General features: G+C 70.3%; 17 protein-coding genes and 1 pseudogene. 12 read left to right on the top strand and 6 right to left on the bottom strand.

The window, feature by feature from the left end; all coding sequences use genetic code 11:
- Window positions 1-25: 25 nt before the first annotated feature.
- Window positions 26-3592: a transcription-repair coupling factor gene (gene mfd / locus H181DRAFT_RS16125; RefSeq protein WP_045865192.1), complete on the top strand. Its 3567-nt coding sequence runs from the start codon at window positions 26-28 to the stop codon at window positions 3590-3592.
- Between the two features lie 155 nt (window positions 3593-3747).
- On the opposite strand, the gene H181DRAFT_RS16120 is transcribed toward mfd, so the two are convergent.
- Complete coding sequence (locus H181DRAFT_RS16120) at window positions 3748-5025, bottom strand: alpha/beta hydrolase family protein (protein ID WP_045865191.1); 1278 nt, start codon at window positions 5023-5025, stop codon at window positions 3748-3750.
- A 416-nt stretch (window positions 5026-5441) separates the two neighbouring features.
- On the opposite strand from H181DRAFT_RS16120, the gene H181DRAFT_RS16115 reads away from it, so the two are divergent.
- From H181DRAFT_RS16115 to H181DRAFT_RS16105, 3 genes are all read left to right on the top strand, one after another.
- A complete protein-coding gene (locus tag H181DRAFT_RS16115; RefSeq protein WP_045865190.1) occupies window positions 5442-6122 on the top strand; it encodes a SurA N-terminal domain-containing protein in 681 nt (226 codons plus the stop codon).
- A gap of 143 nt (window positions 6123-6265) precedes the next feature.
- Entirely contained in the window at window positions 6266-7249 is a 984-nt protein-coding gene (locus H181DRAFT_RS16110) for a nucleoside triphosphate pyrophosphohydrolase (RefSeq protein WP_045865189.1), read from the top strand.
- Window positions 7250-8381: 1132 nt separating this feature from the next.
- Window positions 8382-8762: a DUF6479 family protein gene (locus H181DRAFT_RS16105; RefSeq protein ID WP_052708603.1), complete on the top strand. Its 381-nt coding sequence runs from the start codon at window positions 8382-8384 to the stop codon at window positions 8760-8762.
- A gap of 233 nt (window positions 8763-8995) precedes the next feature.
- Here the strand turns inward: H181DRAFT_RS16105 and H181DRAFT_RS16100 are convergent, their stop codons facing one another.
- Together H181DRAFT_RS16100 and H181DRAFT_RS29180 are read right to left on the bottom strand one after the other, a co-directional pair.
- Entirely contained in the window at window positions 8996-10240 is a 1245-nt protein-coding gene (locus H181DRAFT_RS16100; RefSeq protein ID WP_045865187.1) for a cytochrome P450 family protein, read from the bottom strand.
- 318 nt (window positions 10241-10558) lie between these two features.
- Window positions 10559-11584, bottom strand: a complete 1026-nt coding sequence (locus H181DRAFT_RS29180; protein WP_139131712.1) for a hypothetical protein — start codon at window positions 11582-11584, stop codon at window positions 10559-10561.
- 501 nt (window positions 11585-12085) lie between these two features.
- On the opposite strand from H181DRAFT_RS29180, the pseudogene H181DRAFT_RS16090 reads away from it, so the two are divergent.
- From H181DRAFT_RS16090 to H181DRAFT_RS16065, 6 genes and pseudogenes are all read left to right on the top strand, one after another.
- Window positions 12086-12631, top strand: a pseudogene (locus H181DRAFT_RS16090) (cytochrome P450); the annotation flags it as partial.
- A 181-nt stretch (window positions 12632-12812) separates the two neighbouring features.
- Window positions 12813-13820 carry a LysM peptidoglycan-binding domain-containing protein gene (locus tag H181DRAFT_RS16085; RefSeq protein ID WP_254666865.1) on the top strand — a complete coding sequence of 336 codons (1008 nt, stop codon included), beginning with the start codon at window positions 12813-12815 and terminating at the stop codon, window positions 13818-13820.
- 370 nt (window positions 13821-14190) lie between these two features.
- The gene (gene eno, locus H181DRAFT_RS16080) at window positions 14191-15471 is read left to right on the top strand and encodes a phosphopyruvate hydratase (RefSeq protein WP_045865185.1); all 1281 of its coding nucleotides are present in this window, start codon (window positions 14191-14193) and stop codon (window positions 15469-15471) included.
- Window positions 15472-15676: 205 nt separating this feature from the next.
- On the top strand, window positions 15677-16144 hold the full coding sequence (locus tag H181DRAFT_RS16075) for an FtsB family cell division protein (protein ID WP_045865184.1): 468 nt from the start codon (window positions 15677-15679) through the stop codon (window positions 16142-16144).
- A gap of 215 nt (window positions 16145-16359) precedes the next feature.
- Window positions 16360-16896 (top strand): DUF501 domain-containing protein, encoded by a 537-nt coding sequence (locus H181DRAFT_RS16070; protein ID WP_045865183.1) that lies wholly within the window; start codon window positions 16360-16362, stop codon window positions 16894-16896.
- Between the two features lie 98 nt (window positions 16897-16994).
- Complete coding sequence (locus tag H181DRAFT_RS16065; protein WP_045865182.1) at window positions 16995-17933, top strand: Ppx/GppA phosphatase family protein; 939 nt, start codon at window positions 16995-16997, stop codon at window positions 17931-17933.
- A 12-nt stretch (window positions 17934-17945) separates the two neighbouring features.
- On the opposite strand, the gene H181DRAFT_RS16060 is transcribed toward H181DRAFT_RS16065, so the two are convergent.
- Complete coding sequence (locus H181DRAFT_RS16060; protein ID WP_045865181.1) at window positions 17946-18215, bottom strand: type II toxin-antitoxin system RelE family toxin; 270 nt, start codon at window positions 18213-18215, stop codon at window positions 17946-17948.
- Entirely contained in the window at window positions 18212-18484 is a 273-nt protein-coding gene (locus tag H181DRAFT_RS16055; protein WP_045865180.1) for a type II toxin-antitoxin system Phd/YefM family antitoxin, read from the bottom strand. The genes H181DRAFT_RS16060 and H181DRAFT_RS16055 overlap by 4 nt, the downstream gene beginning before the upstream one ends.
- A 477-nt stretch (window positions 18485-18961) precedes the next feature.
- On the opposite strand from H181DRAFT_RS16055, the gene H181DRAFT_RS16050 reads away from it, so the two are divergent.
- Together H181DRAFT_RS16050 and H181DRAFT_RS16045 are read left to right on the top strand one after the other, a co-directional pair.
- A complete protein-coding gene (locus H181DRAFT_RS16050; RefSeq protein WP_045865179.1) occupies window positions 18962-20380 on the top strand; it encodes an NAD(P)/FAD-dependent oxidoreductase in 1419 nt (472 codons plus the stop codon).
- Between the two features lie 226 nt (window positions 20381-20606).
- Complete coding sequence (locus H181DRAFT_RS16045) at window positions 20607-21926, top strand: SAM-dependent methyltransferase (protein ID WP_045865178.1); 1320 nt, start codon at window positions 20607-20609, stop codon at window positions 21924-21926.
- Window positions 21927-22164: 238 nt separating this feature from the next.
- Here H181DRAFT_RS16045 and H181DRAFT_RS16040 read toward each other — a convergent pair whose 3' ends face one another.
- Window positions 22165-23283 carry an ROK family transcriptional regulator gene (locus H181DRAFT_RS16040; protein WP_045865177.1) on the bottom strand — a complete coding sequence of 373 codons (1119 nt, stop codon included), beginning with the start codon at window positions 23281-23283 and terminating at the stop codon, window positions 22165-22167.
- Window positions 23284-23323: the final 40 nt, after the last annotated feature.

The raw sequence follows: 23323 nt of genomic DNA, 5'->3' as shown, positions 1-23323 counted from the left end.
CCCACCCCCGGACGGGAAGCCCCACATGAGTCTCACCGGACTGCTCGACGCCGTCGCCCGCGACCCCGCACTCGAGGAGGCCGTCAAGGCCGCCGCCGACGGCAACCGGCGCCACGTCGACCTCGTCGGCCCCGCCGCCGCCCGGCCTCTTTCCGTCGCCGCGCTCGCCCGCTCCTCCGGCCGCACCGTGCTGGCCGTGACGGCGACGGGCCGCGAGGCGGAGGACCTCACCGAGTCGCTGCGCTCGCTGCTGCCGCCCGAGGGCGTCGTGGAGTACCCGTCGTGGGAGACGCTGCCGCACGAGCGGCTCTCGCCCCGCTCCGACACCGTCGGCCGCCGTCTCGCCGTGCTGCGCCGCCTCGCGCACCCGGACGCGGACGATCCGGGTGCGGGGCCCGTCAGCGTCGTCGTCGCACCCGTGCGGTCCGTGCTCCAGCCGCAAGTGCGGGGCCTGGGGGACCTGGAGCCCGTCGCGCTGCGGCAGGGGCAGAGCGCCGAGATGGACGAGGCGGTCGACGCTCTCGCCGCGGCGGCCTACTCCCGCGTCGAACTCGTCGAGAAGCGCGGCGAGTTCGCCGTACGGGGCGGCATCCTGGACGTCTTCCCGCCCACCGAGGAGCACCCCCTACGGGTGGAGTTCTGGGGCGACGAGGTCGAGGAGATCCGCTACTTCCGCGTCGCCGACCAGCGCTCCCTGGAGGCCGCCGAGCACGGTCTGTGGGCACCGCCGTGCCGGGAACTGCTGCTGACGGACGAGGTGCGGCAGCGGGCAGCCGACCTCGCGGAGGACCACCCCGAACTCGGCGAACTGCTCGGCAAGATCGCCGAGGGTATCGCCGTCGAAGGCATGGAGTCGCTGGCGCCGGTCCTCGTCGACGACATGGAGCTGCTGCTCGACGTCGTACCGCAGGGCACGATGGCCGTGGTCTGCGACCCGGAACGGGTGCGTACCCGGGCGGCCGACCTCGTCGCCACGTCGCAGGAGTTCCTCCAGGCCTCCTGGAGCGCCACCGCCATGTCCGACTCGGGGCAGGCGCCCGTCGATCTCGGGGCCGCCTCGCTGTGGGGCATCGCCGACGTACGGGAGCATGCCCGCGAACTGGGCATGTTGTGGTGGTCGGTCAGCCCCTTCAGCGGCGACGCCGACCTGGAGACGGACGACCCGGAGACCGGCGGGGACGACGTCCTGCGGCTGGGCATGCACGCACCCGAGACGTACCGCGGCGACACCGCCCGCGCCCTCGCCGACACCAAGGGCTGGCTGTCGGCGGGCTGGCGCTGCGTGTACGTCACCGAGGCGCACGGGCCGGCCGTCCGCACGGCGGAAGTGCTCGGGAACGAGGGGATCGCGGCCCGCCTGGAGAGCGACCTGGACGGCATCGCGCCGTCCGTGGTGCACGTGGCGCAGGGATGCCTCGACAACGGCTTCGTCGACCCGGGCCTGAAGCTGGCCGTGCTGACGGAGACCGACCTGTCCGGGCAGAAAGCCGCGGGCCGCGAGGCCGCGCGGATGCCCGTGCGGCGCCGCAAGCAGATCGACCCGCTCACCCTCGTCCCGGGCGACTACATCGTGCACGAGCAGCACGGCGTCGGCCGCTACGTCGAGATGGTCCAGCGCACCGTGCAGGGCGCCACCCGCGAGTACCTGCTGGTGGAATACGCGCCCGCGAAGCGCGGACAGCCCGGGGACCGGCTGTTCGTCCCCACGGACCAGCTGGAGCAGGTCACCAAGTACGTCGGAGGCGAGCAGCCCTCGCTGCACCGCCTCGGCGGCGCCGACTGGACGAAGACCAAGGCCCGCGCGAAGAAGGCCGTCAAGGAGATCGCCGCCGACCTCATCAAGCTGTACTCGGCGCGCATGGCGGCCCCCGGGCACGCCTTCGGCCAGGACTCGCCCTGGCAGCGGGAGCTGGAGGACGCCTTCCCCTACGCCGAGACGCCCGACCAGCTCACCACCATCGGCGAGGTCAAGGAGGACATGGAGAAGTCGGTCCCCATGGACCGGCTGATCTGCGGAGACGTCGGCTACGGCAAGACCGAGATCGCCGTGCGCGCCGCGTTCAAGGCCGTGCAGGACGGCAAGCAGGTCGCCGTCCTCGTACCGACGACGCTGCTCGTGCAGCAGCACTTCTCCACGTTCTCCGAGCGGTACGGACAGTTCCCCGTCAACGTGCGGGCGCTGTCGCGGTTCCAGACGGAGAGCGAGGCACGCGCCGTCGTCGACGGGCTCCAGGAGGGCTCCGTCGACGTCGTCATCGGCACGCACCGCCTCTTCTCGTCCGACACCAAGTTCAAGGACCTCGGACTGCTCATCGTCGACGAGGAGCAGCGCTTCGGCGTCGAGCACAAGGAGCAGCTGAAGAAGCTCCGCGCCAACGTCGACGTGCTGAGCATGTCGGCCACCCCCATCCCGCGCACCCTGGAGATGGCCGTCACCGGCATCCGCGAGATGTCGACGATCACCACCCCGCCCGAGGAGCGGCACCCCGTGCTGACGTTCGTCGGGCCGTACGAGGAGAAGCAGATCGGCGCCGCGATCCGCCGCGAACTGCTGCGTGAGGGGCAGGTCTTCTACATCCACAACCGTGTGGAGTCCATCGAGCGCGCGGCGGCGCGGCTGCGCCAGATCGTGCCTGAGGCCCGGATCGCCACGGCGCACGGGCAGATGTCGGAGCAGGCCCTCGAACAGGTCGTCGTCGACTTCTGGGAGAAGAAGTCGGACGTGCTGGTCGCCACGACGATCGTCGAGAACGGCATCGACATCTCCAACGCCAACACCCTCGTCGTCGAACGCGGCGACAACTTCGGCCTCTCGCAGCTGCACCAGCTGCGCGGCCGGGTCGGGCGCGGCCGGGAACGCGGCTACGCCTACTTCCTCTACCCGCCGGAGAAGCCGCTGACGGAGACCGCGCACGAGCGGCTGGCGACCATCGCCCAGCACACCGAGATGGGCGCCGGCATGTACGTCGCGATGAAGGACCTCGAGATCCGCGGCGCCGGCAACCTCCTCGGCGGAGAGCAGTCCGGCCACATCGCCGGGGTCGGCTTCGACCTGTACGTGCGGATGGTCGGCGAGGCCGTCGCCGACTACCGCAAGGCGCTGGAAGAAGGCGGCGGCGAGGTCGAGGAAGCCCCGCTCGAGGTGAAGATCGAACTGCCGGTGGACGCGCACGTACCGCACGACTACGCCCCCGGCGAGCGGCTGCGCCTCCAGGCGTACCGGGCCATCGCCTCCGCCAACTCCGAGGAGGACATCGCCGCCGTTCGCGAGGAACTCGCCGACCGCTACGGCCCGTTGCCCGAACCGGTCGAGAACCTGCTGCTGGTGGCGGGGCTCCGCATGCTGGCCCGGTCGTGCGGCGTCACGGACGTCACGCTCCAGGGCAACAACGTGCGGTTCGGCCCGGTGGAGCTGCGCGAGTCGCAGGAGCTGCGGCTCAACCGGCTCTATCCGCGCTCCGTCGTCAAGAGCGCGACGCGGCAGGTGCTGGTGCCGCGTCCGAAGGCGGGCGGCATCGGCGGGAAGCCCGTCGTCGGCCGTGAACTGCTGGCATGGGTCGGGGAGTTCCTCACGTCGGTACCGGGGGCCTGAGGCGCCGGCGGCCGGACCGGTGGGGACGCGGGCCGCGAGACGGTGGACGCGGGACGGGCCCGCGGGTCTCCGGGACCGGGGCCGCGAACTCGGGGGCGGGGCCCGCGGACTCCGGGACGGAACCCGCGGCGCGAGGGCGGCGGGCCGTATGCAGGTCACGGCCGGTGGAAGCGCACCTCCGGGTTCGCGGGTGAGGGCCCACGCAGCAGCGGCTGCGGGATGCCGCGCAGGTGCCGGTCGAAGAACGCACCCGTGTAGGCGCGGGTGATCTGCCCCGAACGGTCGCCGGGCAGCGGCGTATCGGGATCGGTCATGCCCAACTGCCCTGCCAGAACGGGCAGATCGTTGAACGTGAAGTGCCCGGAGCCCTCGACCGTAAGCCATCGCCTCCAGCCGTCGAACCGCTCCCATGCCTCGTCCCACGTCCCGTCCACGCCACCGGGGCTGTGGCCCGCCGCGGTGCCCATCATCAGGAACGGACGGCGGTCCAGGCCCTCTTCGGGCACGGGGGAGAAGAACGTGCCGTCCAGGTTCACGCCTGCCCGGACGCGCTCGTCGTCGGCCATGAGCCGAGCGGCGGAGTTGCCGCCGATGGAGTGGCCCGCCACACCGATGCTCCGCCGGTCGATCATGCGGGCGTGCCGCCAGGCGGGGCGGGGGCCCGTCAACTCGTCGATCAGGAAGGACACATCAGCGGAACGGCCACTCGCGACCTTCGCCAGCACCGCCCGCGACCCCTCCCCGTCGGGCGCCTCCTCCACGGCGTCGCAGGCGGCGCACGTCGTCACGCGTCCGCCGGGGAAGGACGTACCGAACGACTCCCAGGCATGGTCCACGACAGCCACCACGTAACCCCTCGCCGCGAGTTCCTCCGCAAGGACGGTGAGCGTGGTGCGCTGCAGCGTGAAACCGGGGGAGAGGACGACCAGCGGACGCCTGCCGCGGACGGGACGGGCGTCCGTCCGCGCGTTGGTGCGCACCGACGTCACCGTCTCCACCGGCACCTTCCCGGCCAGGTCCTGACCCTCCAGCAGGGCTTCGGCCTCGCGCCGGGTCATGTACGGGACCGTACGGCCGCCCGTGCCGTGCCGCGCCGGGTAGTACGCGGAGACCATCAACTCCCGCGCCCCGGCCTGCGGTTGCCACGGATCGGTGCGGGAGCGGTCGACGAGGTGGAGAGTGTCGCGGCCCACGGCGTACGGGCCCGAGGGACGCGGAATCGTCAGCCTCTCGCGCGCCGCACCGGGCTTGGTGCTCGGCGCAGCCGCCTGGGCGGGGTCCGACGTCGACGCCGCCCGCTCCGGCGGAGCGGCGGTCCCCGCGCCGCCTGCCGCGGCTGCCGCGTCGGCGGCCGTCACGAACGGCAGGGCGAGGGTGAGGGCGAGAGCGAGCACGGCGGCGGACGGTGCGCGGTGGTGCGCACGGAGCGTCATCAGTGGCATGGAAGGGAAGCTAGGCGCTCGGCACGGGCGCGGCCATCCGGCAAGCCCCTGAAGGGGAGTGGGGGTAACCCGAGCCCGACGTCCGGCCGGTGGGGCCGCCGGAGGAGGGGACGAGGCGGGGGCGGGGCGGTGGCCCGGCCCAGCGCGGTGGGATGGCGGGGCGGGAGCGGCCCGTGGGGCGGGACGGGGCGGTCGAGGGCGTGAGACGGGGCTGTGCGGGGGCCGTCCTCTTCGGTCTTCCACGGGTGTTGGCGGGCCCGTTGCGGTCAGGGCGAGTCCACGGCAACGTCGAATCGTTGTCGGGAAGAGAGCTGAAGCGGTGGTCTCAACCACCGCGATCTACTTAACATCGAGCAACGCCAGGTCATGCACCCTCGCACGACCCTTGCCGCCGTCCGGGAGAATCGATGCACAGCAGCACAAAGGGAAGCCGTCGCCGTAGGTCCGCGCTCACCGTCTGCGGTGCAGCCGCGCTGCTCGTCGCAGCACCGCTGCTCACCGCATGCGGCAACGACGCGCACCCCGGTGCGGCTGCAGTGCTCGGCGGCGAACGCATCACGGTGGGGCAGCTCCAGGCGAAGGTGAAGGAAGTCAGGGACGCGCAGCGCGAGGCCCCGCGCGGCGAGGAGATCATCAAGGGCAGCGGTCAGCTGACCCGCGCCACCCTCGACAACCTCATCCGCGACCGCATCGTGAAGAAGGCCGCCGACGACGCCGGAGTCTCGGTGACCCGCCGCGAGGTCGGCGAGGCGCGGGCGCAGTTGGAGAAGCAGGCGGGCGGATCGAAGAAGCTGAAGGAGGCCCTGCTCCAGCAGCAGGCCATCGCTCCCGGCGACATCGACGACCGGCTGCGCATGCAGATCGCCGTGGACAAGATCGCCAAGGCTTCGGGTATCCAGCCGGGTTCGCCCGAGAGCAACAAGGCTCTGGCCCAGAAGTTCTCCAAGACCTCCAAGAGCATGCACATCCGCGTCAACCCGCGCTTCGGCAAGTGGGACGTGAAGCAGTCCGTGCTCGGCAACCGCACCGAGCCGTGGCTGCAGGACGTCACCGGCCGGCAGGCGGACCGCGAACAGCATGAGCACTGACGGGACCAGACAGCCGGTGGGGCCCCTCGGGGCCGGCAGGCGCCCCGTCAGGCCCCGGAGGAGTCCGGTACCGCGGCGCGGGGCGAGTGCGGCCGCCCAGCGGGGAGGGCCGGACTGATCGGCCCCTGCGGTACGTTCGACGCGTGAGCACATCAGTTCCCGCAGGTCGCATCGTCCTCCTCACCACCAGCCACCGCGTCGCTCCGGGACTGCTGTCCTGGCCCGCCTGGGAGGCCCTGCGCAACGCGGACCACGTCGTGTGCGCCGACCCGGACCACCCGCAACTGCCGTACGTGCGGGAAGCCGGGATCGAGGTGGACGCCGGGAGCGAGCCGAAGGCACAGGACCTGGTCGACGCGGGCGCAGAAGGCCGTACGACAGTCGTCATCGCCGCACCGGAAGGTGAGACGCGGCTGACCGACTCGCTCGCGACCCTCGCCGGATCGGGCCGCACCGCGATGCCCGAGCTGGAACTGCTTCCGGGCTCCTACGACCTGCCCGGAGCGCGCTTCCTGGATCTGGTGCAGGTCATGGACCGCATCCGCAGCGACTGCCCGTGGAGCGGCGCCCGCACCCACGAAGGCCTGGCCAAGTACGGCATCGAGGAGATGTACGAACTCGTCGAAGCCATCGAGAACGGCGACCGCGCAGAGCTGTGCGAGGAACTCGGGGACGTGCTGCTGCAGGTCGTCTTCCACGCCCGCATCGCTCAGGAGGACCCGGACGAGCCGTTCTCCGTCGACGACGTCGCCGGCGCCATCGTCGAGAAGCTCGTCCACCGGCACCCGCACGTCTTCGGCGAGGAGCAGGCCGCGACGGCCGAGGACGTACGGGCCCACTGGCTGCGCACCAAGGCCGAGGAGAAGCAGCGCGAGTCCGTCACGGAGGGGATTCCGCTGGGGCAGCCTGCTCTGGCGCTCGCCGCGAAGCTGGCAAGCCGGGTGCGGCTGGCCGGACTGGAACTGCCGGAAGGAGTGCCGGCGGGACCGGGCGTCGGGTACGAGCTGCTGGCGCTGGCCGTACGCGCGGAGGCCGACGGGGTCGACCCGGAGACGGCACTTCGAGCCGCCGCACGCACGTACCGCGACGCCATCCGCGCGGCGGAAGGCGCAGCCGACCCGGAGTGAGCGGGCCTGGAGTTCGGAGCGGACGGGCGTGAGCGGTCCCTGGGTCATCGGTCCCTGAGCCATCGGTCGGGGTGAGCGGTGGCGGAGTCCGGTCGGGGTGAGGGGTCCCGGAGTTACCGGAGCGGTCCTGGAGTTGCCGGAGCGGTCCCTGAGTCATCGGTCCCTGAGCCATCGGTTCTGGAGTCGCTCGGTCCTGAGTGACGGGGGCCTGAGTGAGTGATCCCGGAGTGATCAGTGGCGGGCGGGCGGGCGGTGCTGGTGCGGTGAGTGCGAGAGCAGTGCTCTCCGTACGAACGCCCCGTGCCGCCCGTGAGCAGCGCTCTGCGATGAGAGCGGCGCTCTCGTCCCCGTTTGCTCTCCGTAGGACTGCGAGCACCGTCCGCCTTTGAGAACAGTGCTCTCACTTCTGCTCTCACTTCGAGCCTCCGCTTCGAGTCTCCCCTCGACGAGGGAGCGCCGACCTGTGAAGAGAGCAGTGCTCTGAAGCGTGACTGCTGAGCCGAGCTTGCCTGCCCGCAAGCGCCTGGCCGTGCGGAGAGGGGAGCGATGCTCGATCGGAGAGCCGACTTGTGACTCTTCGCCGGGCCGCCGCGCTGGCGGAAGCCATGTCAGCGCACCCGGCCACGTCGCGCCCATGTCGCGCCCACCGCTCCACTCCGTGAGCGGTGCTCCGGCCTGGTGCTGCTTTCTGTGCTGTTTGTGAGCGGTGCTCTGAGGTCGGTGCGGTGCTCCACGCTGAGCGATGTTCCGGCCACGTGACGCTGTGCAGTAGCGAGAGCGCTGATCCGCGACCGGCGCGGTGCTCGCTCCCCTCGTGAGCGGTGCTCTTCGTTCGGAGCGACGTTCCAAGAGCGGCGCCCAGAACCCGTAACGCCGTGCCACTCGGAGAGCGACGCTCTCGTCCCGGGGCGGTGCTCTCCTTACGGCGTGGTGATCGGGCCCCGGCGCGGTGCTCCCGTTCCGGCGACCCTGCGGTGGTGCCCACCGGTCCCGTCGTGGTGCTCCCGTGCGGGACACCGCGCAGGGCCAGGCCCCAACCCCGCTCCAGCCTCCCCCCCCGCTCCGTCCCCTCTCGCCCCCCACCCCCTGCGAAGGGACCGCATATCCGGTCGATCGGGGGTACCCGTAGGCCATGTACGCAGCTCTCGCCGGAAACACTCCGATGATTCCGCTCGCCGAGAACCGCGACCTGCTGGTGGGAATCGCCCCACTGGTGGCAGGGATTGTGGTCGTGGTCGGCCTGATTCTGGCCGTCTCGTACGGCATCCGGATCCGCAGCCGCGGTGACCAACGCCCTTCCAGCCCCGGGGAGCCAGGGCCGGAGGAGCCGCAAGGGTACGAGACGAGTCACCGCGTCCCTGACGAGGTGCCGCACGACGGGCAGCGGCGCATGCCCTACGAGTTCAAGGACTACGACTCCGACAGTCACCCTGGTGAGCACGAGCGACCTCAGCCCAAGTGGGACGAGGGCAGCAGCGGTTCGTTCGGGAGCGGTGGCCTGGGCCATCACTGAGCCCGTCCGCCGGACGCTCCTGAGCCGCACATCGTGCGGGGGAGCTGGGCCACGCGCCTTCCGCCCGCCGTACGTTGCTCGTCGACCCGTCGCCCGTCGCCCGTCGTACTCCCAGGAACCGAGGGATGACACTGCCCGGCGCCGCGCCGTGCCTGCTAATCCGCATCTGACCTGCGGAAGCGTCGTGACTACGGCCGCCACTCAAGATCGGGCGGGGGCCGTAGCCATGATCATCATCTGTCTTCGAGGGTGAACACGACGGGAAGCGACCGCAAGCCACGCATGATCAACCCCCCGCGCCAGCGAAGGTCGGCAGGGTCCGCGGCGAGCCGGATGTCCGGGAGCCGGCGCAGCAGCGTACTCAGGGCGACGCGGCCCTCCAGTCGTGCGAGAGGTGCGCCAAGGCAGTAGTGGATGCCATGGCCGTACCCGAGGTGCGGATTGGTCCGGCGTGAGAGGTCCAGCACGTCCGGCTGATCGAACTTTGCGGGGTCGCGGTCAGCTGCCGCGAGTACGACCAGGATCGGATCTCCCCGGGCGATGTCCTGCCCGCCGAGCTGAAGGGGCTCCGTGGCATAGCGCCAGGTGGCCATCTCCACGGGCCCGTCGTAGCGCAGCAGTTCCTCAATCCCCGATTCCAGAAGTGCGCTGTCCCCGCGGCTAAGGCTTTCCTGGAGAAGCGCTCTCTGTTCTGGGTTCCGGAGCAAGGTATACGCCCCGTTACCGATCAGGTTGATGGTGGTCTCGAAACCCGCAAAGAGAAGCACGAAGCACATCGCCGCGGCTTCGTTCTCCGTGAGATGTTCACCGCCGTCGCTCGCTCGGATCAGACCGGAGATCAGATCCTCACCGAGATCTGCGCGCTTCCTGTGGATGAGTTCAGCGAGATAGCCCCGCATCTTCTTCACCGACCGGGCAACTCCACCCCGAGAACCGCCAGCATGCCGAATCATCATGCCCGCCCAGTCGCGGAAGTCGTCCTGGTCCTCGGCGGGGACGCCGAGCATGTCGCAGATCGCGTAGATGGGGAGGGGGAAGGCGAACTCGTGGATCAGATCGGCCTCTCCGCGTGCCGCGAAACCGTCGATGAGCTGGTCCGTCAACTCCCGTACACGAGGCTCGAATTCGGCGACCCGGGCCGGCGTGAACGCCTTCGAGACCAGGCGCCGCAGCCGCGTGTGGTCGGGCGGGTCGATGTTGAGCAGGTGCGTCATCAGGTTCGCGCTGCGCTCGCCGGGAATCCCGGTCTTCCGCTTCCCCGAGGCGTCAACGGAATGGTTCTCAGGGTTCTTCGACAAACGCTGGTCCGCCAAAGCAAAGCGTGCATCGGCGTAACGGGTGACCAGCCACGCCTCGACCCCGCTGGGCAGTTCGGTCCTGCGGACAGGCGCGTGGTCGCGCAGCCACGCGTAGGCGGGGTACGGGTCGGCTGCGAACTCCCAGTCGAAGAGCGGCGGAGGGGTCGGGCTGCCAATCACCGGACGACGGTACCGCGCTCTGGCAGCCCACACATACTCGCTGTCATCCTGTCGCCAAAACTGCCATAGCAATCGAATCAGGGAGATGCGGACAATGCGGCCAAGTCAACGACGCCTAGCCAAGTAGGTGTTAGTCGGCGCCACTGTGCCAGTCGCGCGCCGGACATCGTCAGCGACAACGCCTGGCCGTTCCGCCAGGACGACCCGGCGTATCCGCTGCGCTTCGCGGACATGCCCAAGCCGCCGCACAAGCCGCGACTGAAGCCGTTTACCGGCTGAGAACTGCCGTGCTGCACGTGTCTGAGATTTCGACCCGGATCACTCCCTGTACTTGGGAGCTATCTCCTTGAAGTGGCTCACCTCCCCGGACGGGAAGACGTACTGGAATTCCGATCGATATTTGTGCGCAATGCCGGTGCTGTGGAACGGGCGGCCCCCGTCATCGATGGTCACGACCTCATCGTGGCCGTCAGACCTGGTGGTCACGTCGATCTGCCATTCACAATGACAGTTGGCAGTGAATGCGACGAAGTCAATCACGATCGGTTCACCTTGCTTCAAGGTGATATATTTGCTGTCCAAGTAGCGATTTCCTAGATGGCCAGAATCAGTCATCTTACGCGCGGATATTCGATCGCCGGCGTCGAGATCGAACCCTACCTTCACCACTTCGCCCTCCCCCTCTCCTGCGCCAACGGTAAGAGTGCCGCTCAAGGGTTTATGCCTCTTGAGAACGTGCGCTGTGATGCCCTTGATCAGCACCGGGTCGGCTTGCTGGCCTGTCAAATTGACTCGTACACGGGTCAGCATTTTCCTCGAAGCGGGGGTGGCGTCTAGAGGGTGGCCCATTTGAACGGCTCCGTGCGGCTTAAGCAGATCTCTGTAGTAGTCCTCGTCGAGCGGAGTGGGGACAATAAGCTTCTTCTGCGTCTTTGCCGGCAGAACTCCCGGCATGGCATAGACATAGCCATCCATGGGGCTGAAGTTGTACGACGCCTCCCAGTCGAGCGAATCTTTGCCTTTCGCCCGTTCTTGCTGATCCCGCTCGACCGCCCGGTCGGAGCGGACCTCTAGAGCCGGGGTTAAGTACCAGCCGAGGATTGTGGTGAGGACTATCGATACCGTCCAACCGATTACAGCTCCCGCATGATCTTTCAACCAGCTTCTTAGGCGTCGCAGTGCGTCGGTGTCCTCATCGTGGGAGCCGCCCTGCGAATCGCCTTCATCGGAAGGACTCCTGCGCTCAGCCTCTTCGGAAGCTGGTGTTGCAGAGTCAGTCCCTGGGGGGCGACGGGGTTCGTCTGACCCGGCAACAGGTCCGTCAGGACCCTCGCTCTCGTTCATTGCCGACCTCCGGCTCGTGTTTCGTCCCCCGGGCATCCGACTAGGGAACGTGGAGCGACATAGCCTTCCAGGCAGTGTCCCGGTCTCGTCACCCGCCCTCGCCGAGCCCCGCTCGTCCGTTTCGAATCCGCAGCCGCGGCCCAATTCCCCAGCTCAATTCCCCAGCTCAATTCCCCTGTGGGCCGACGCCTTGATAGCGTCGTGAACCGCGCGTCGGGGCTCTCCTCCGATGCTGCGGGCGAGGGGTCTGCCCGGAGATTCTGCCGAATCGCTCGACGGGAGGCACCTAAATCAATAAGCGGAGTGCGAGCTTCCGCCACTGCCGGCCTACAGGCGGCCGACCCTGCCGCAGTTGACGGTCACCGGCCAGTTGCGGGCCGGCCTGCTCGCAGAGGTTAAGAGCGATCCTCCCGGGACAAGGGGGAGGCAGCGATACCCGGACCCGGCACTGGCCTGGCGAAGGAGCCCGGCTACACCATTCTTTCTCCTCATGGTCAGATCGGCTTCGAGACGACGGTCAATCTGATCGGCAACGGCACGTACGCGCTGCTCGGCAACCCTGTTCAGCGGGCGGAGCTGACGCGTGCGGTCGAGGAGGGGGACGAGGCGGCGCTGGCTACGGCGGTCGAGGAACTCCTCCGCTACGACGGGCCTGTCGAGATGGCGACCTGGCGTTTCGCGACCGAGCCGCTGGAGATCGGTGGGGAGCGTATCGGCGAGGGGGACCCGGTGCTGGTCGTGCTCGCCGCCGCCGATCGTGATCCGGCCAAGTTCGACCGGCCGGACGTGCTGGATCTGGGGCGCCGCGACAACCAGCACCTCGGCTACGGGCACGGGATCCACTACTGCCTGGGGGCTCCGCTGGCCCGGCTGGAGGGACGGGTGGCGCTGGGTTCGCTTCTGCGTCGGCTTCCGGATGTGCGGTTGGCGGTGGACCCGTCCGAATTGCGGTGGCGCGGCGGTCTGATCATGCGCGGGCTCCGTCAACTGCCCGTCCAGTTCGGCGCGGTGGGCAGTGCCGGGACTCGGCGGTCCGAATCGCTGTGACGTGTGTGGCGCCTGAACTGCGTGTGACCTTCGCGTGATCTGTGTGACACGGCCTTGTGATGATGAACATTCAAAGATAGCTTCGGGCGGCGAACTTCCGAGTCCTTACGAGAGGCCCCCCATGCCGCCCTTGTTCTCCGGGAACGGACGCCACAGGCGTCCGCGTCAGGCACCCTCTTTCGTGGTCACGGCAGGCGTGACAGGCGCGGGCATCGCACTCCCGCTGCTCGGAGCCACCGGCGCGAACGCCGCCGACACCTCGACCTGGGACAAGGTGGCCGAGTGCGAGAGCGGCGGCCTGTGGAGCGCCGACGAGGACAACGGCTTCTACGGCGGACTCCAACTCGACCAGGAGACCTGGGAGGAGTTCGGCGGCACCGATTTCGCGGAGCGCCCGGACCTCGCCAGCCGCGGTCAGCAGATCGAGGTCGCGGAGAAGATCCTCGAGGGCCGCGGGACCGAGGTCTGGTCCGACTGCGCCGAGAGTGCGGGACTTTCGGCGGACTCCGGCGAGACGCCGGATGTGACGGAACCGGACGGCTCGGAGGAATCGTACGAACCCGTTCCCGAACGCCCTTATCCCACAGACCCGTCGGACAGTGCCCCGGAGGGCGACGGCAGTTCGTCCGGTGACGGCGGCTCGGGCGACGGCGACACCTCCGAGGGGTCCGGCGAGGCGTCCCCCTCGCCGGGCGACACGCCGGACGACTCGGGTGACTCCTCGGGCTCCGGCGAATCGGACGGCTCGGGTGAATCCGCTGATCCGGACGAGTCCGGAGAGTCGGACTATCCGTCATATCCCGGCGGCGACTCGGAGTCGGGTGACGGATCGGAAGGCGGCGCCACGGGCGGCTCCGGCGAATCCTCGGACTCCGGCGGCTCGGACGGCTCCGCGGACTCCGGTGACTCCTCGGATTCCGATGACGCTTCAGGCCCCGACGGCTCCGGCGACGGCTCCGAAGGGGGCCGCGGCGACGCGGACGAACATCCCTCCCGCGAAGGCGACGACGCACGCCCCGGCTCCGGTGCGGACGCCGAGGGCCACCGCGTCGCCCCCGGGGAGTCCCTCTCGGGCATCGCTGAGGAGTACGGAGTTCAAGGCGGCTGGCCCGAGTTGTACGAGAGCAACCGGGACGTCGTCGGGTCGGACCCGGACCTGATCCGCCCCGGCCAGGAACTGCGCTTCTGACGGCGGCAGCGGTAGCGGCGGGGCGCCCCGGCGGCGGCTGACCCGCAGCCGCCGGCCCCGCGCCGAGCTCCTTGCGCCCCGCGCGTCGAGCTCCTTGCCCGAGCTCCTTGCGCCTCGCGCCGAGCTCCTTCCGTCCCGCGCGTGCGCGTGGTGAGCGCACGGAGGGCGTGCGGGCGCACGGACCTGGCGGTCCGTGCCGGGAGCGCGCCTTTTCTTCCGCCATCAAACAAAATCGAGGACGTCGCCCCATCTCCTGAGCTGGAGCTTCGCCGGCTGTCGTCCCGCCCGACACGAGTGCACGGGCAGGGCAGGCCTCCGCGCCCGTTAGGCTCTGGTGCAGTAAGCCAGACCCTTCACGAAGGAGATCCTCGTGCCGTCCATCGACGTCGTCGTAGCCCGCGAGATTCTCGACTCGCGAGGCAACCCCACGGTGGAGGTCGAGGTCGGCCTCGACGACGGCAGCACGGGCCGTGCTGCCGTCCCGTCGGGCGCCTCGACCGGTGCCTTCGAGGCCCTTGAGCTCCGCGACGGCGACACGGGCCGCTACGGCGGCAAGGGCGTCGAGAAGGCCGTGCTCGCGGTGATCGAGCAGATCGGCCCCGAGCTCGTGGGGTACGACGCCACCGAGCAGCGCCTCATCGACCAGGCGATGTTCGACCTGGACGCCACCGCCGACAAGTCGTCGCTGGGCGCCAACGCCATCCTCGGCGTCTCGCTCGCGGTCGCCCACGCCGCGTCCGAGGCGTCGGACCTCCCGCTCTTCCGCTACCTGGGCGGTCCGAACGCGCACATGCTGCCCGTGCCGATGATGAACATCCTCAACGGCGGCTCCCACGCCGACTCGAACGTGGACGTCCAGGAGTTCATGATCGCCCCGATCGGCGCCGAGTCGTTCTCGGAGGCGCTGCGCTGGGGTGCGGAGACGTACCACGCGCTGAAGGGCGTCCTGAAGGAGCGCGGTCTGGCCACCGGCCTGGGCGACGAGGGCGGGTTCGCGCCCAACCTCGGCTCCAACCGTGAGGCGCTCGACCTCATCGTCGAGGCGATCCAGAAGGCCGGTTACACCGTCGGACAGGACATCGCCCTCGCTCTCGACGTTGCCGCGTCCGAGTTCTACAAGGACGGCGTCTACTCCTTCGAGGGCAAGGACCGTACCGCCGCCGAGATGACGGACTACTACGCCGAACTCGTCGACGCCTACCCGCTGGTGTCCATCGAGGACCCGCTGTTCGAGGACGACTGGGCGGGCTGGCAGACCATCACCGAGAAGCTCGGCACGAAGGTCCAGCTCGTCGGCGACGACCTGTTCGTCACCAACCCCGAGCGGCTCGCCCGCGGCATCGAGGACGGCGCCGCGAACGCCCTGCTGGTGAAGGTCAACCAGATCGGCTCGCTCACCGAGACGCTGGACGCCGTGGAGCTGGCGCAGCGCAGCGGCTTCAAGTGCATGATGTCCCACCGCTCCGGCGAGACCGAGGACGTCACCATCGCCGACCTCGCGGTCGCCACCAACTGCGGCCAGATCAAGACCGGCGCCCCGGCACGCTCGGAGCGGGTCGCCAAGTACAACCAGCTGCTGCGTATCGAGGAGATCCTCGACGACGCCGCTGTCTACGCCGGCCGCAGCGCCTTCCCGCGCTACAAGGGCTGACAGCCGGGGCCTGGCCGACGAGGGGCGGCGACGGCCGGTCCGACCGGCCGTCGCTGCACCCGTCCCCGCCGCCGTTCCCGTACGGTGGCGGGGGCTTCGTCCCGGGAGCCGCTCGCCGGCGCTCCGCCGGAGGCCGCCGGGACCGGGCCACCGACAGCTGAAACGGACAGCTGAAACGGACAGCTGAAGGGGACAGGGGAGGAACGTGCCCGCGGATCGGTTCTCCACCGCGACCAGGATCAGGGCTCTCGGTGCCCAGGCTGCCGAACGTCTCTACCGGGCCCGCGGCCGCACCGTGCGCGCACCGCGCCGCAGCCGCCTGACCGGACGCGCGGCGCTGCTGGCCCTGGTCGTCTGCTCCCTCGTCGTGGCGCTCGCCTACCCGATGCGGCAGTACGTCTCGCAGCGCTCGGAGATCGCCGAGCAGCAGCGCCAGGCGGAGCACGCACGCAAGAAGGTCAAGCAGCTGCGTGAGCTGCGGGCACGGTGGGAGGACCCGGCGTTCGTCGAGCAACAGGCCCGCGAGCACCTGCACTTCGTCCGTCCCGGCGAGGTCGGATACACCGTGCGCGACGGTACGGGCGCCGCCCACCGGCCCTCGGACCACGGTCCGGACCGCGCCTGGTACCAGAACCTGTGGGACGGCGTGGACGAGGCCGACGGCCGTCGCTGACGCCCGTCCGCCGCCCCCCGTCGCCCCGTCCGTCCCGCGTCCTGACATCCCCTCCGCCCGGGCCGTTCTCCCGGAGCTCTTCCGGCCGCGTTCGCCGGGAACCCCCGTCCGCCCGACCCCGTCCTCCGAACCCATGTCCTCCCGACCCGTTGCCTGACCCGCCCCCTGCCTGGACCCGCCCGCCACCGCCTCACCCCGGAAAGAGCCGACGACCGATGGAATCGCCCCCGCCGCAGACCCGGCCCACGCCCCCCACGGACGCGGATGTGGCCGCGTTCAAGGAGCAGTTGGGGCGCCCGCCGCGCGGTCTGCGCGCCATCGCGCACCGCTGCCCCTGCGGGCTCCCCGACGTGGTGGAGACGGCGCCCCGGCTGGAGGACGGCACCCCCTTCCCCACGACGTACTACCTGACGTGCCCGCGTGCCGCCTCCGCCATCGGCACGCTGGAGGCGAACGGCGTCATGCGGGAGATGACGGCGCGGCTGGAGCAGGACGAGGAGCTGGCCGCCGCCTACCGCGCGGCCCACGAGGACTACCTGGCCCGCCGTGACGCCATCGAGGTGCTCAGCGGCTTCCCCAGCGCGGGCGGCATGCCTGACCGTGTGAAGTGCCTGCACGTTCTGGTCGCGCACTCCCTGGTCGCGGGGCCCGGTGTCAATCCCCTGGGCGACGAGGCGCTGGCGATGCTGCCTGAGTGGTGGGCCAAGGGTCCCTGCGTCGCCCCCGCCCCGGCCGAGCCCGGCGAGGACTGACGGGCGGAGCGGGCCGGTCCGGTGCCGGAGCCGAATACGCTGGTGGTCCGCCCGTCGTGAGGCGGCCGTCGTGCAGCCGGCTGCCGTGAGGAGAACGCATGCCCCGTGTCGCCGCTGTGGACTGCGGTACGAACTCGATCCGGCTTCTGGTGGCGGACGTCGATGCCGCAACCGGCGAACTGGAGACCCTGGACCGGCGGATGGAGATCGTCCGGCTCGGCCAGGGCGTCGACCGTACGGGCAGGCTGGCGCCCGAGGCGCTGGAGCGGACGTTCGCCGCATGCCGCCGGTACGCGCAGGTGATCGAGGAGCACGGCGCGAAGCGTCTGCGTTTCGTCGCCACATCGGCGTCGCGGGACGCGGAGAACCGGGACGAGTTCGTACGCGGCGTCGTGGAGATCCTCGGCGTCGAGCCGGAAGTGATCAGCGGTGACCAGGAGGCGCAGTTCTCCTTCACGGGCGCCACGAAGGAGCTCGCCGGACGCCAGGACGTGGAGCGGCCCTATGCGGTCGTCGACATCGGCGGTGGCTCGACCGAGTTCGTGGTGGGTTCGGAGGAGGTCCGCGCGGCGCGCTCCGTCGACGTGGGCTGCGTGCGGCTCACCGAACGCCACGGCCTCTCGGGCCGTGCCACTCCTGACCAGATCGAGGCGATGCGCGCCGACGTCACCGCCGCTCTCGACGAGGCCGCACGGAGCGTTCCGCTGGCCGAGGCGCGGACCCTCGTCGGGCTCGCGGGGACGGTCACGACGGTTGCCGGCATCGCGCTCGGACTGGACGAGTACGACTCGGCCGCCATCCACCACTCCTGCGTCTCCGCCGGGCAGGTACGGGAGATCGTCCAGCGCCTGCTGGACAGCACGCACGCGGAGCGCGCCGCGATCCCCGTGATGCATCCGGGACGGGTGGACGTGATCGTCGCGGGAGCGCTGATACTGCAGATGATCATGGAACGGACGGGTGCGGGCGAGGTCGTCGTCAGCGAGCACGACATCCTCGACGGCATTGCGATCCACACGGCACTCGATGCGCGGTAGGAGGAGAGGGCGCTACAGGTTGCGGTAGACGTCCCGCCGGTCGCCCACCTTGACGACGAGGATGAGGAGTTCCCCGTCGTTGATCTGGTACGCGACCCTGTAGTTGCCGACCCGGAGCCGGTAGAGACCCGAGGGGCCGGTGAGCTTCTTGATGTCGGTGTCCTCGCGGTACGGATCGTTGCCGAGGGCGGTCAGCGCGGTCAGGATGCGCATGGCTTCGGGTCGGTCGATGGCCCGGATCTGCCGCTGTGCCGCTGTGGTGAACCGGAACGCGTACTTCACGCGGCGCCTTCACCGCGCTCGCTGAACAGGTCCGCCAGCAGCTCGGCCATCGAAATCGTGGGCTCGCCGTCGGCCAGAACTGCTTCCGCTTCACGGGCCAGCATCAGGTCGGCCGCTTCTTCCAACGCTTCGAAGTCGGCGATCGGCACGACTGCGGCGACCGGGACACCGTTGCGTGTGATGACGGTCGGGGTGCCTTCCTCGGCCTGGTTGATGTGCTCCGCGAGGTGTGCGCGTGCGTCTCTGACGGTCGCGGTGTTCTCGGTCATGGACTCAGTGTACGCATTTGCGTGTACACACTGCCAGGTGTAGGAGTCGCGTTCGCGAGCCATCCTCGACGGCATTGCGTGGAGCCTCACTTGAGACCTCCGCGGCTCCTTTGAAAGGGGTCGCGGGGGCCTTCGCAAGCCTCCGCGAAGAAGTCTCGTGAAATAATTCACGTGGGAAAGTGCCTCGTCGGACGCGTATCACACCGCGAAGAGCCCGATTCGGGCCTCGGGTGCGGCCCCGTTGCGTGAACGGCGCATTCCAGCCGTGTGACACGTTCACCGGCGTCCCCTCCGCTGTTCTCGTGGGGGCGACGATAAGTGCAGCTCAAGGGGTGCGCGGAGGCTCCGGGCGTGCAACGGGCCCGTGGTGGGCCGGACGGCTTCCGGTGCGTGGCGGCGCAGTGTAGCACCACCTCGGAGGGTGCTTGTGAAGCCCCTCACGAGGTCCCCCCGGGGGCCGGGTGGATACTCGGAGACATGAGCACCACGGAGCGTCCCCGAATCCTCGTAGTGGGCGGCGGGTACGTCGGCTTGTACGCGGCGCGCCGCATCCTGAAGAAGATGCGCTACGGCGAGGCGACGGTCACAGTCGTCGACCCGCGCTCGTACATGACGTACCAGCCCTTCCTCCCCGAAGCCGCTGCCGGCAGCATCTCGCCGCGCCACGTCGTGGTGCCGCTGCGACGCGTGCTGCCGAAGGCCGAGGTCCTCACCGGTCGCGTCACGACCATCGACCAGGACCGCAAGGTCGCCACGATCGCCCCGCTGGTCGGCGAGGCGTACGACCTGCCCTTCGACTACCTGGTCATCGCCATGGGAGCGGTCTCCCGTACCTTCCCGATCCCCGGCCTGGCCGAGAACGGCATCGGCATGAAGGGCGTGGAGGAGGCCATCGGCCTGCGCAACCACGTGCTCGAGCAGTTGGACAAGGCCGACTCGACCCACGACGAGGACGTCCGGCGCCGCGCGCTGACCTTCGTCTTCGTCGGAGGCGGCTTCGCGGGTGCCGAGACCGTCGGCGAGGTCGAGGACATGGCCCGCGACGCCGCGAAGTACTACCCGAACGTCCGGCGCGAGGACATGCGGTTCATCCTGGTCGACGCGGCGCCCGGCATCCTGCCGGAGGTCGGCCCGAAGCTGGGCGAGTGGGGTCTGGAGCACCTCAAGAGCCGCGGCGTGGAGGTCTACCTCAGCACCTCGCTGGAGTCCTGCGTGGGCGGCCGCGTCCTGCTGAAGAACGGCCTCGACGTCGAGTCGAGCACCATCGTGTGGACGGCGGGCGTCAAGCCCAACCCGGCGCTGGCCCGGTTCGGTCTGCCGCTCGGCCCCAAGGGCCACGTCGACGTCGACGCCACGATGCAGGTCCGCGGCACGGACCACGTCTGGGCCGCCGGCGACAACGCGCAGGTCCCCGACCTGGCGGCGGGCAAGGAGCAGGCGTACTGCCCGCCCAACGCGCAGCACGCGCTCCGCCAGGCCAAGGTGCTGGGCGACAACGTCATCTCCCGGCTGCGCAGCTTCCCGCAGCGCGACTACAAGCACGCCAACAAGGGCGCCGTCGCGGGCCTCGGGCTGCACAAGGGCGTCGCGATGATCGTTCTGGGCAGGACCCGGATCAAGCTCAAGGGCCGGCTGGCCTGGTACATGCACCGCGGCTACCACGGTCTGGCCGTGCCGACCTGGAACCGCAAGATCCGCGTCTTCGCCGACTGGACGCTGGCGATGTTCCTCAAGCGGGAGGTCGTCTCGCTGGGCGCCATGGAGCACCCGCGCGAGGAGTTCTACGAGGCGGCCTCGCCCGTCTCGAGGGCCGCCGGCGAAGTGGCGGAAGCGGAGCGCAAGACCCGGGTCAAGGAGGACCGCGCGCAGCGGCGGGAAGAGGCCAAGGCTTCCTGACGGCTGCAAGGCCGGGATACGAGAACGAGAGCCCCGCGAAGGGGGCGTCCGCCATCCGTGGGGCGGGCGCCCCCTTCGTCGTCTGCCGGGACGCGCGCGGCACAGGGTGCGGACGGGCACGGCGGCTGTGACGAATAGTCCCCAAGTCAGTGTGGTTCGGCATACTTTGCACGACAATCAGGTTGCATAAGGGAGATTCGCCCCTTCCTGCCTGGAGGTGTGTGCATTGACCGACGTCGCGCCGCGGCTCGCCGCGCTCGCCGAGAGACTGCTCGAGGAACCGCTTCCGATCCGTATCAGGGCCTGGGACGGCAGTACGGCCGGGCCGCCCAGCGCCCCCGTACTGCGCATCCGCCACCGCCGCGCTCTGCGCCGCATCCTGTGGTCCCCCGGTGAGCTGGGCCTCGCCCGGGCATGGGTCGCCGGCGAACTCGACGTCGACGGAGACCTGTACGGCCTGCTCGCCCAACTGGCCCCGCTGCTCTGGGAGAAGAACGAAGACGGCGGCTCACGGCAGCGCGTGGCGGCGCTCGTCCGCGACCCGGACGTGCGGGCGGCCGCGCGCGAACTGCTGTCCCTCGGCGGTCCGCTGCCCCCTCCCGCGCCGCCCCGTGAGGAGACGCGGCGGCGCTTCGGAGTGCGGCATACGCCGGGACGCGACCGCCAGGCCGTCAGGCACCACTACGACGTGGGCAACGACTTCTACGAGCTGGTGCTCGGCCCGAGCATGGTCTACTCCTGCGCCTACTGGGAGCCGGGGGACGAAGGGCGGAAGCCCACGCTGGAAGAGGCTCAGCACGCCAAACTGGATCTCGTCTGCCGCAAGCTGGCGCTCACCACGGGCAGCCGGCTGCTGGACGTCGGCTGCGGGTGGGGCTCGCTGGTGCTGCACGCGGCGCGCGAGTACGGAGCGAGCGCCGTCGGTATCACGCTCTCGCACGAGCAGGCGACGTACGCACGCAAACGCGTGGCGGAGGAGGGCCTGGCCGACCGGGTGGAGATCCGGGTGCAGGACTACCGCGACGTCGCCGACGGCCCCTACGACGCCATCGCCTCCATCGGTATGGCCGAACACGTCGGCAGGGAGCACTACCTGCAGTACGCGGGCGGGCTGTACTCGCTGCTGAAACCCGGGGGGAGGCTGCTCAACCACCAGATCGCGCGGCGCCCGCTGCGGGACGAATCGGCGTACCGGGTGGACGACTTCATCGAGGCGTACGTCTTCCCGGACGGCGAGTTGGCGCCGCTGGCCCGCACAGCGGGCGCGCTGGAGGAAGCGGGCTTCGAGGTGCGGGACGTGGAGTCGCTGCGGGAGCACTACGCCCTGACGCTGCGGGCCTGGGTCGACAACCTGGAGGGGGCCTTCCCGCGTGCCGCTGCGCTCACTTCGCCCGGGCGCGCGAGGGTCTGGCGGCTGTACATGGCGGCGAGCGCGCTCGCCTTCGAACGCAACCGGATCGGCGTCAACCAGATCCTCGCGGTGAGAACTCCCGTCAGCGGGGAGTCGGGGCTTCCGCTGCGGACGAGGGAGTGGCTCGGCGGCTGACACACCCGCGCCGTCCGGTCGCCGCGCGGGCCCCGTGCGGCGACCGGGGCCCGTGCGGCGACCGGGGCCCGCACCGGTACGGCCGGCCCCGCGCGGCGGGAGGGCTTCTGAACCGGCGGTACGTCCTGCGGGCGGGGAGCGCGCCGGGTGTGCCCGACCCGTCCGGGGCGGGCCGAGGTGACGGCGCCCGGGGCGGGCGGTGGCGGAGGCGCCCGGGGCGGTGGCGGCGGTCTCGGAGTCAGTCCTCGGCGCCGCCGCCGAGGACCAGCACCTGGATGGCGAGAACCGCGGCGCCGCGGGCCCAGTCGTGGAAGTCGGACACCTTCGTCTCCAGGTTCACCGGGTCCGCCCAGGGGTTGCGGTTCGCCGCGAGGGACTCGTGGACCTTCTCGCCCGCCACGTCCATCAGCCCGACGCCCTCTCCCGCGAGCAGGATCTTCTCCGGCATGGCGAAGTTCGCGATCTGGGCGATGAGGAAGCCCAGACCCCGCGCGGCCTCGCCGACGACGCGGGCGGCCGCCGGTTCGCCGTCCCCTGCGGCCTTGAGGATCTCCTCGTAGCCGACCCACCGGCCGGTCGCCGCCCGTACCTGGTACTCGATGCTCTGGACGGTGAGCAGCGACGTGGCGCTGCCGCGCTCCCCGTAGGGCGTCAGCGGCCCGCTCGGATCGAGGATCCAGCGCTCCGCGGTGCCCCTGTAGTTGTCCGAGGGGCGGATGGGCTCGCCGCCTATGACGAGGCCGTATGCCACGCCGGCGCCGATGGTCAGCACGGCGAAGCGGTCGTGGCCCCGCCCCGCGCCGAACCACGTCTCCGCCTCCATCAGGGCGGCGAAGTCGTTCTCCAGGACCACCGGGAGGTGGGTGCGCTCCCGCAGCAGGTCGGCGAAGGGCACCTCCTGCCAATGCAGCCAGGGGGCGTCGGCGGCGACGGAGCGGTCCCGCACGGAGCCGCCGATCCCGACGCCGATACCGGCGAGCTGGGGGAAGTCTTCGGAGAAGGACCGCACGATCGAGTGAGCCGCGTCCGCCACCGCCTCTGGCTCCTGCGACTCCAGCAGCCGGTCCTCGCGGCGCACGACCGTGCTCTTCAGGGTGGTGACGACGCCGTACACGGTGTCGGCGGTGATCTTGAGGCCGACGAAGTGCCATGGGTCGGTGACGATGTCGAGGGGCCGGCCGGGGCGCCCCTGCCCCAAAGTGACCGTCAGGCCCGGAGGGGGCTGGTGCACCTCCAGCAGCAGCCCCGAGTCGATCAGCGGCTTGGCGAGACGGGTGAGGCTGCCTCCGGACATGCCGAGGCGGCGGGCGATCTCGCTGCGCGAGCTCGGCCCGTTGGTGAGCACCTCGATCGCCACCGCTCGCTCGGTGGGCGACAGGGGTCTCCAGCTGGGCACC

Source organism: Streptomyces sp. WMMB 714 (genome assembly GCF_900090125.1).
GTDB lineage: Bacteria > Actinomycetota > Actinomycetes > Streptomycetales > Streptomycetaceae > Streptomyces > Streptomyces daqingensis.
The sequence above is the reverse complement of the archived record's forward strand: the minus strand, read 5'-3'. Positions and strand labels throughout refer to the sequence as shown.

Bases quoted from the DNA above. Each gene is read 5' to 3' on its own strand.
- mfd (WP_045865192.1), top strand. From the start codon at position 26: ATGAGTCTCACCGGACTGCTCGACGCCGTCGCCCGCGACCCCGCACTC.
- H181DRAFT_RS16120 (WP_045865191.1), bottom strand. From the start codon at position 5,025: ATGACGCTCCGTGCGCACCACCGCGCACCGTCCGCCGCCGTGCTCGCT.
- H181DRAFT_RS16115 (WP_045865190.1), top strand. From the start codon at position 5,442: ATGCACAGCAGCACAAAGGGAAGCCGTCGCCGTAGGTCCGCGCTCACC.
- H181DRAFT_RS16105 (WP_052708603.1), top strand. From the start codon at position 8,382: ATGTACGCAGCTCTCGCCGGAAACACTCCGATGATTCCGCTCGCCGAG.
- H181DRAFT_RS29180 (WP_139131712.1), bottom strand. From the start codon at position 11,584: ATGAACGAGAGCGAGGGTCCTGACGGACCTGTTGCCGGGTCAGACGAA.
- H181DRAFT_RS16070 (WP_045865183.1), top strand. From the start codon at position 16,360: ATGGAATCGCCCCCGCCGCAGACCCGGCCCACGCCCCCCACGGACGCG.
- H181DRAFT_RS16065 (WP_045865182.1), top strand. From the start codon at position 16,995: ATGCCCCGTGTCGCCGCTGTGGACTGCGGTACGAACTCGATCCGGCTT.
- H181DRAFT_RS16055 (WP_045865180.1), bottom strand. From the start codon at position 18,484: ATGACCGAGAACACCGCGACCGTCAGAGACGCACGCGCACACCTCGCG.
- H181DRAFT_RS16050 (WP_045865179.1), top strand. From the start codon at position 18,962: ATGAGCACCACGGAGCGTCCCCGAATCCTCGTAGTGGGCGGCGGGTAC.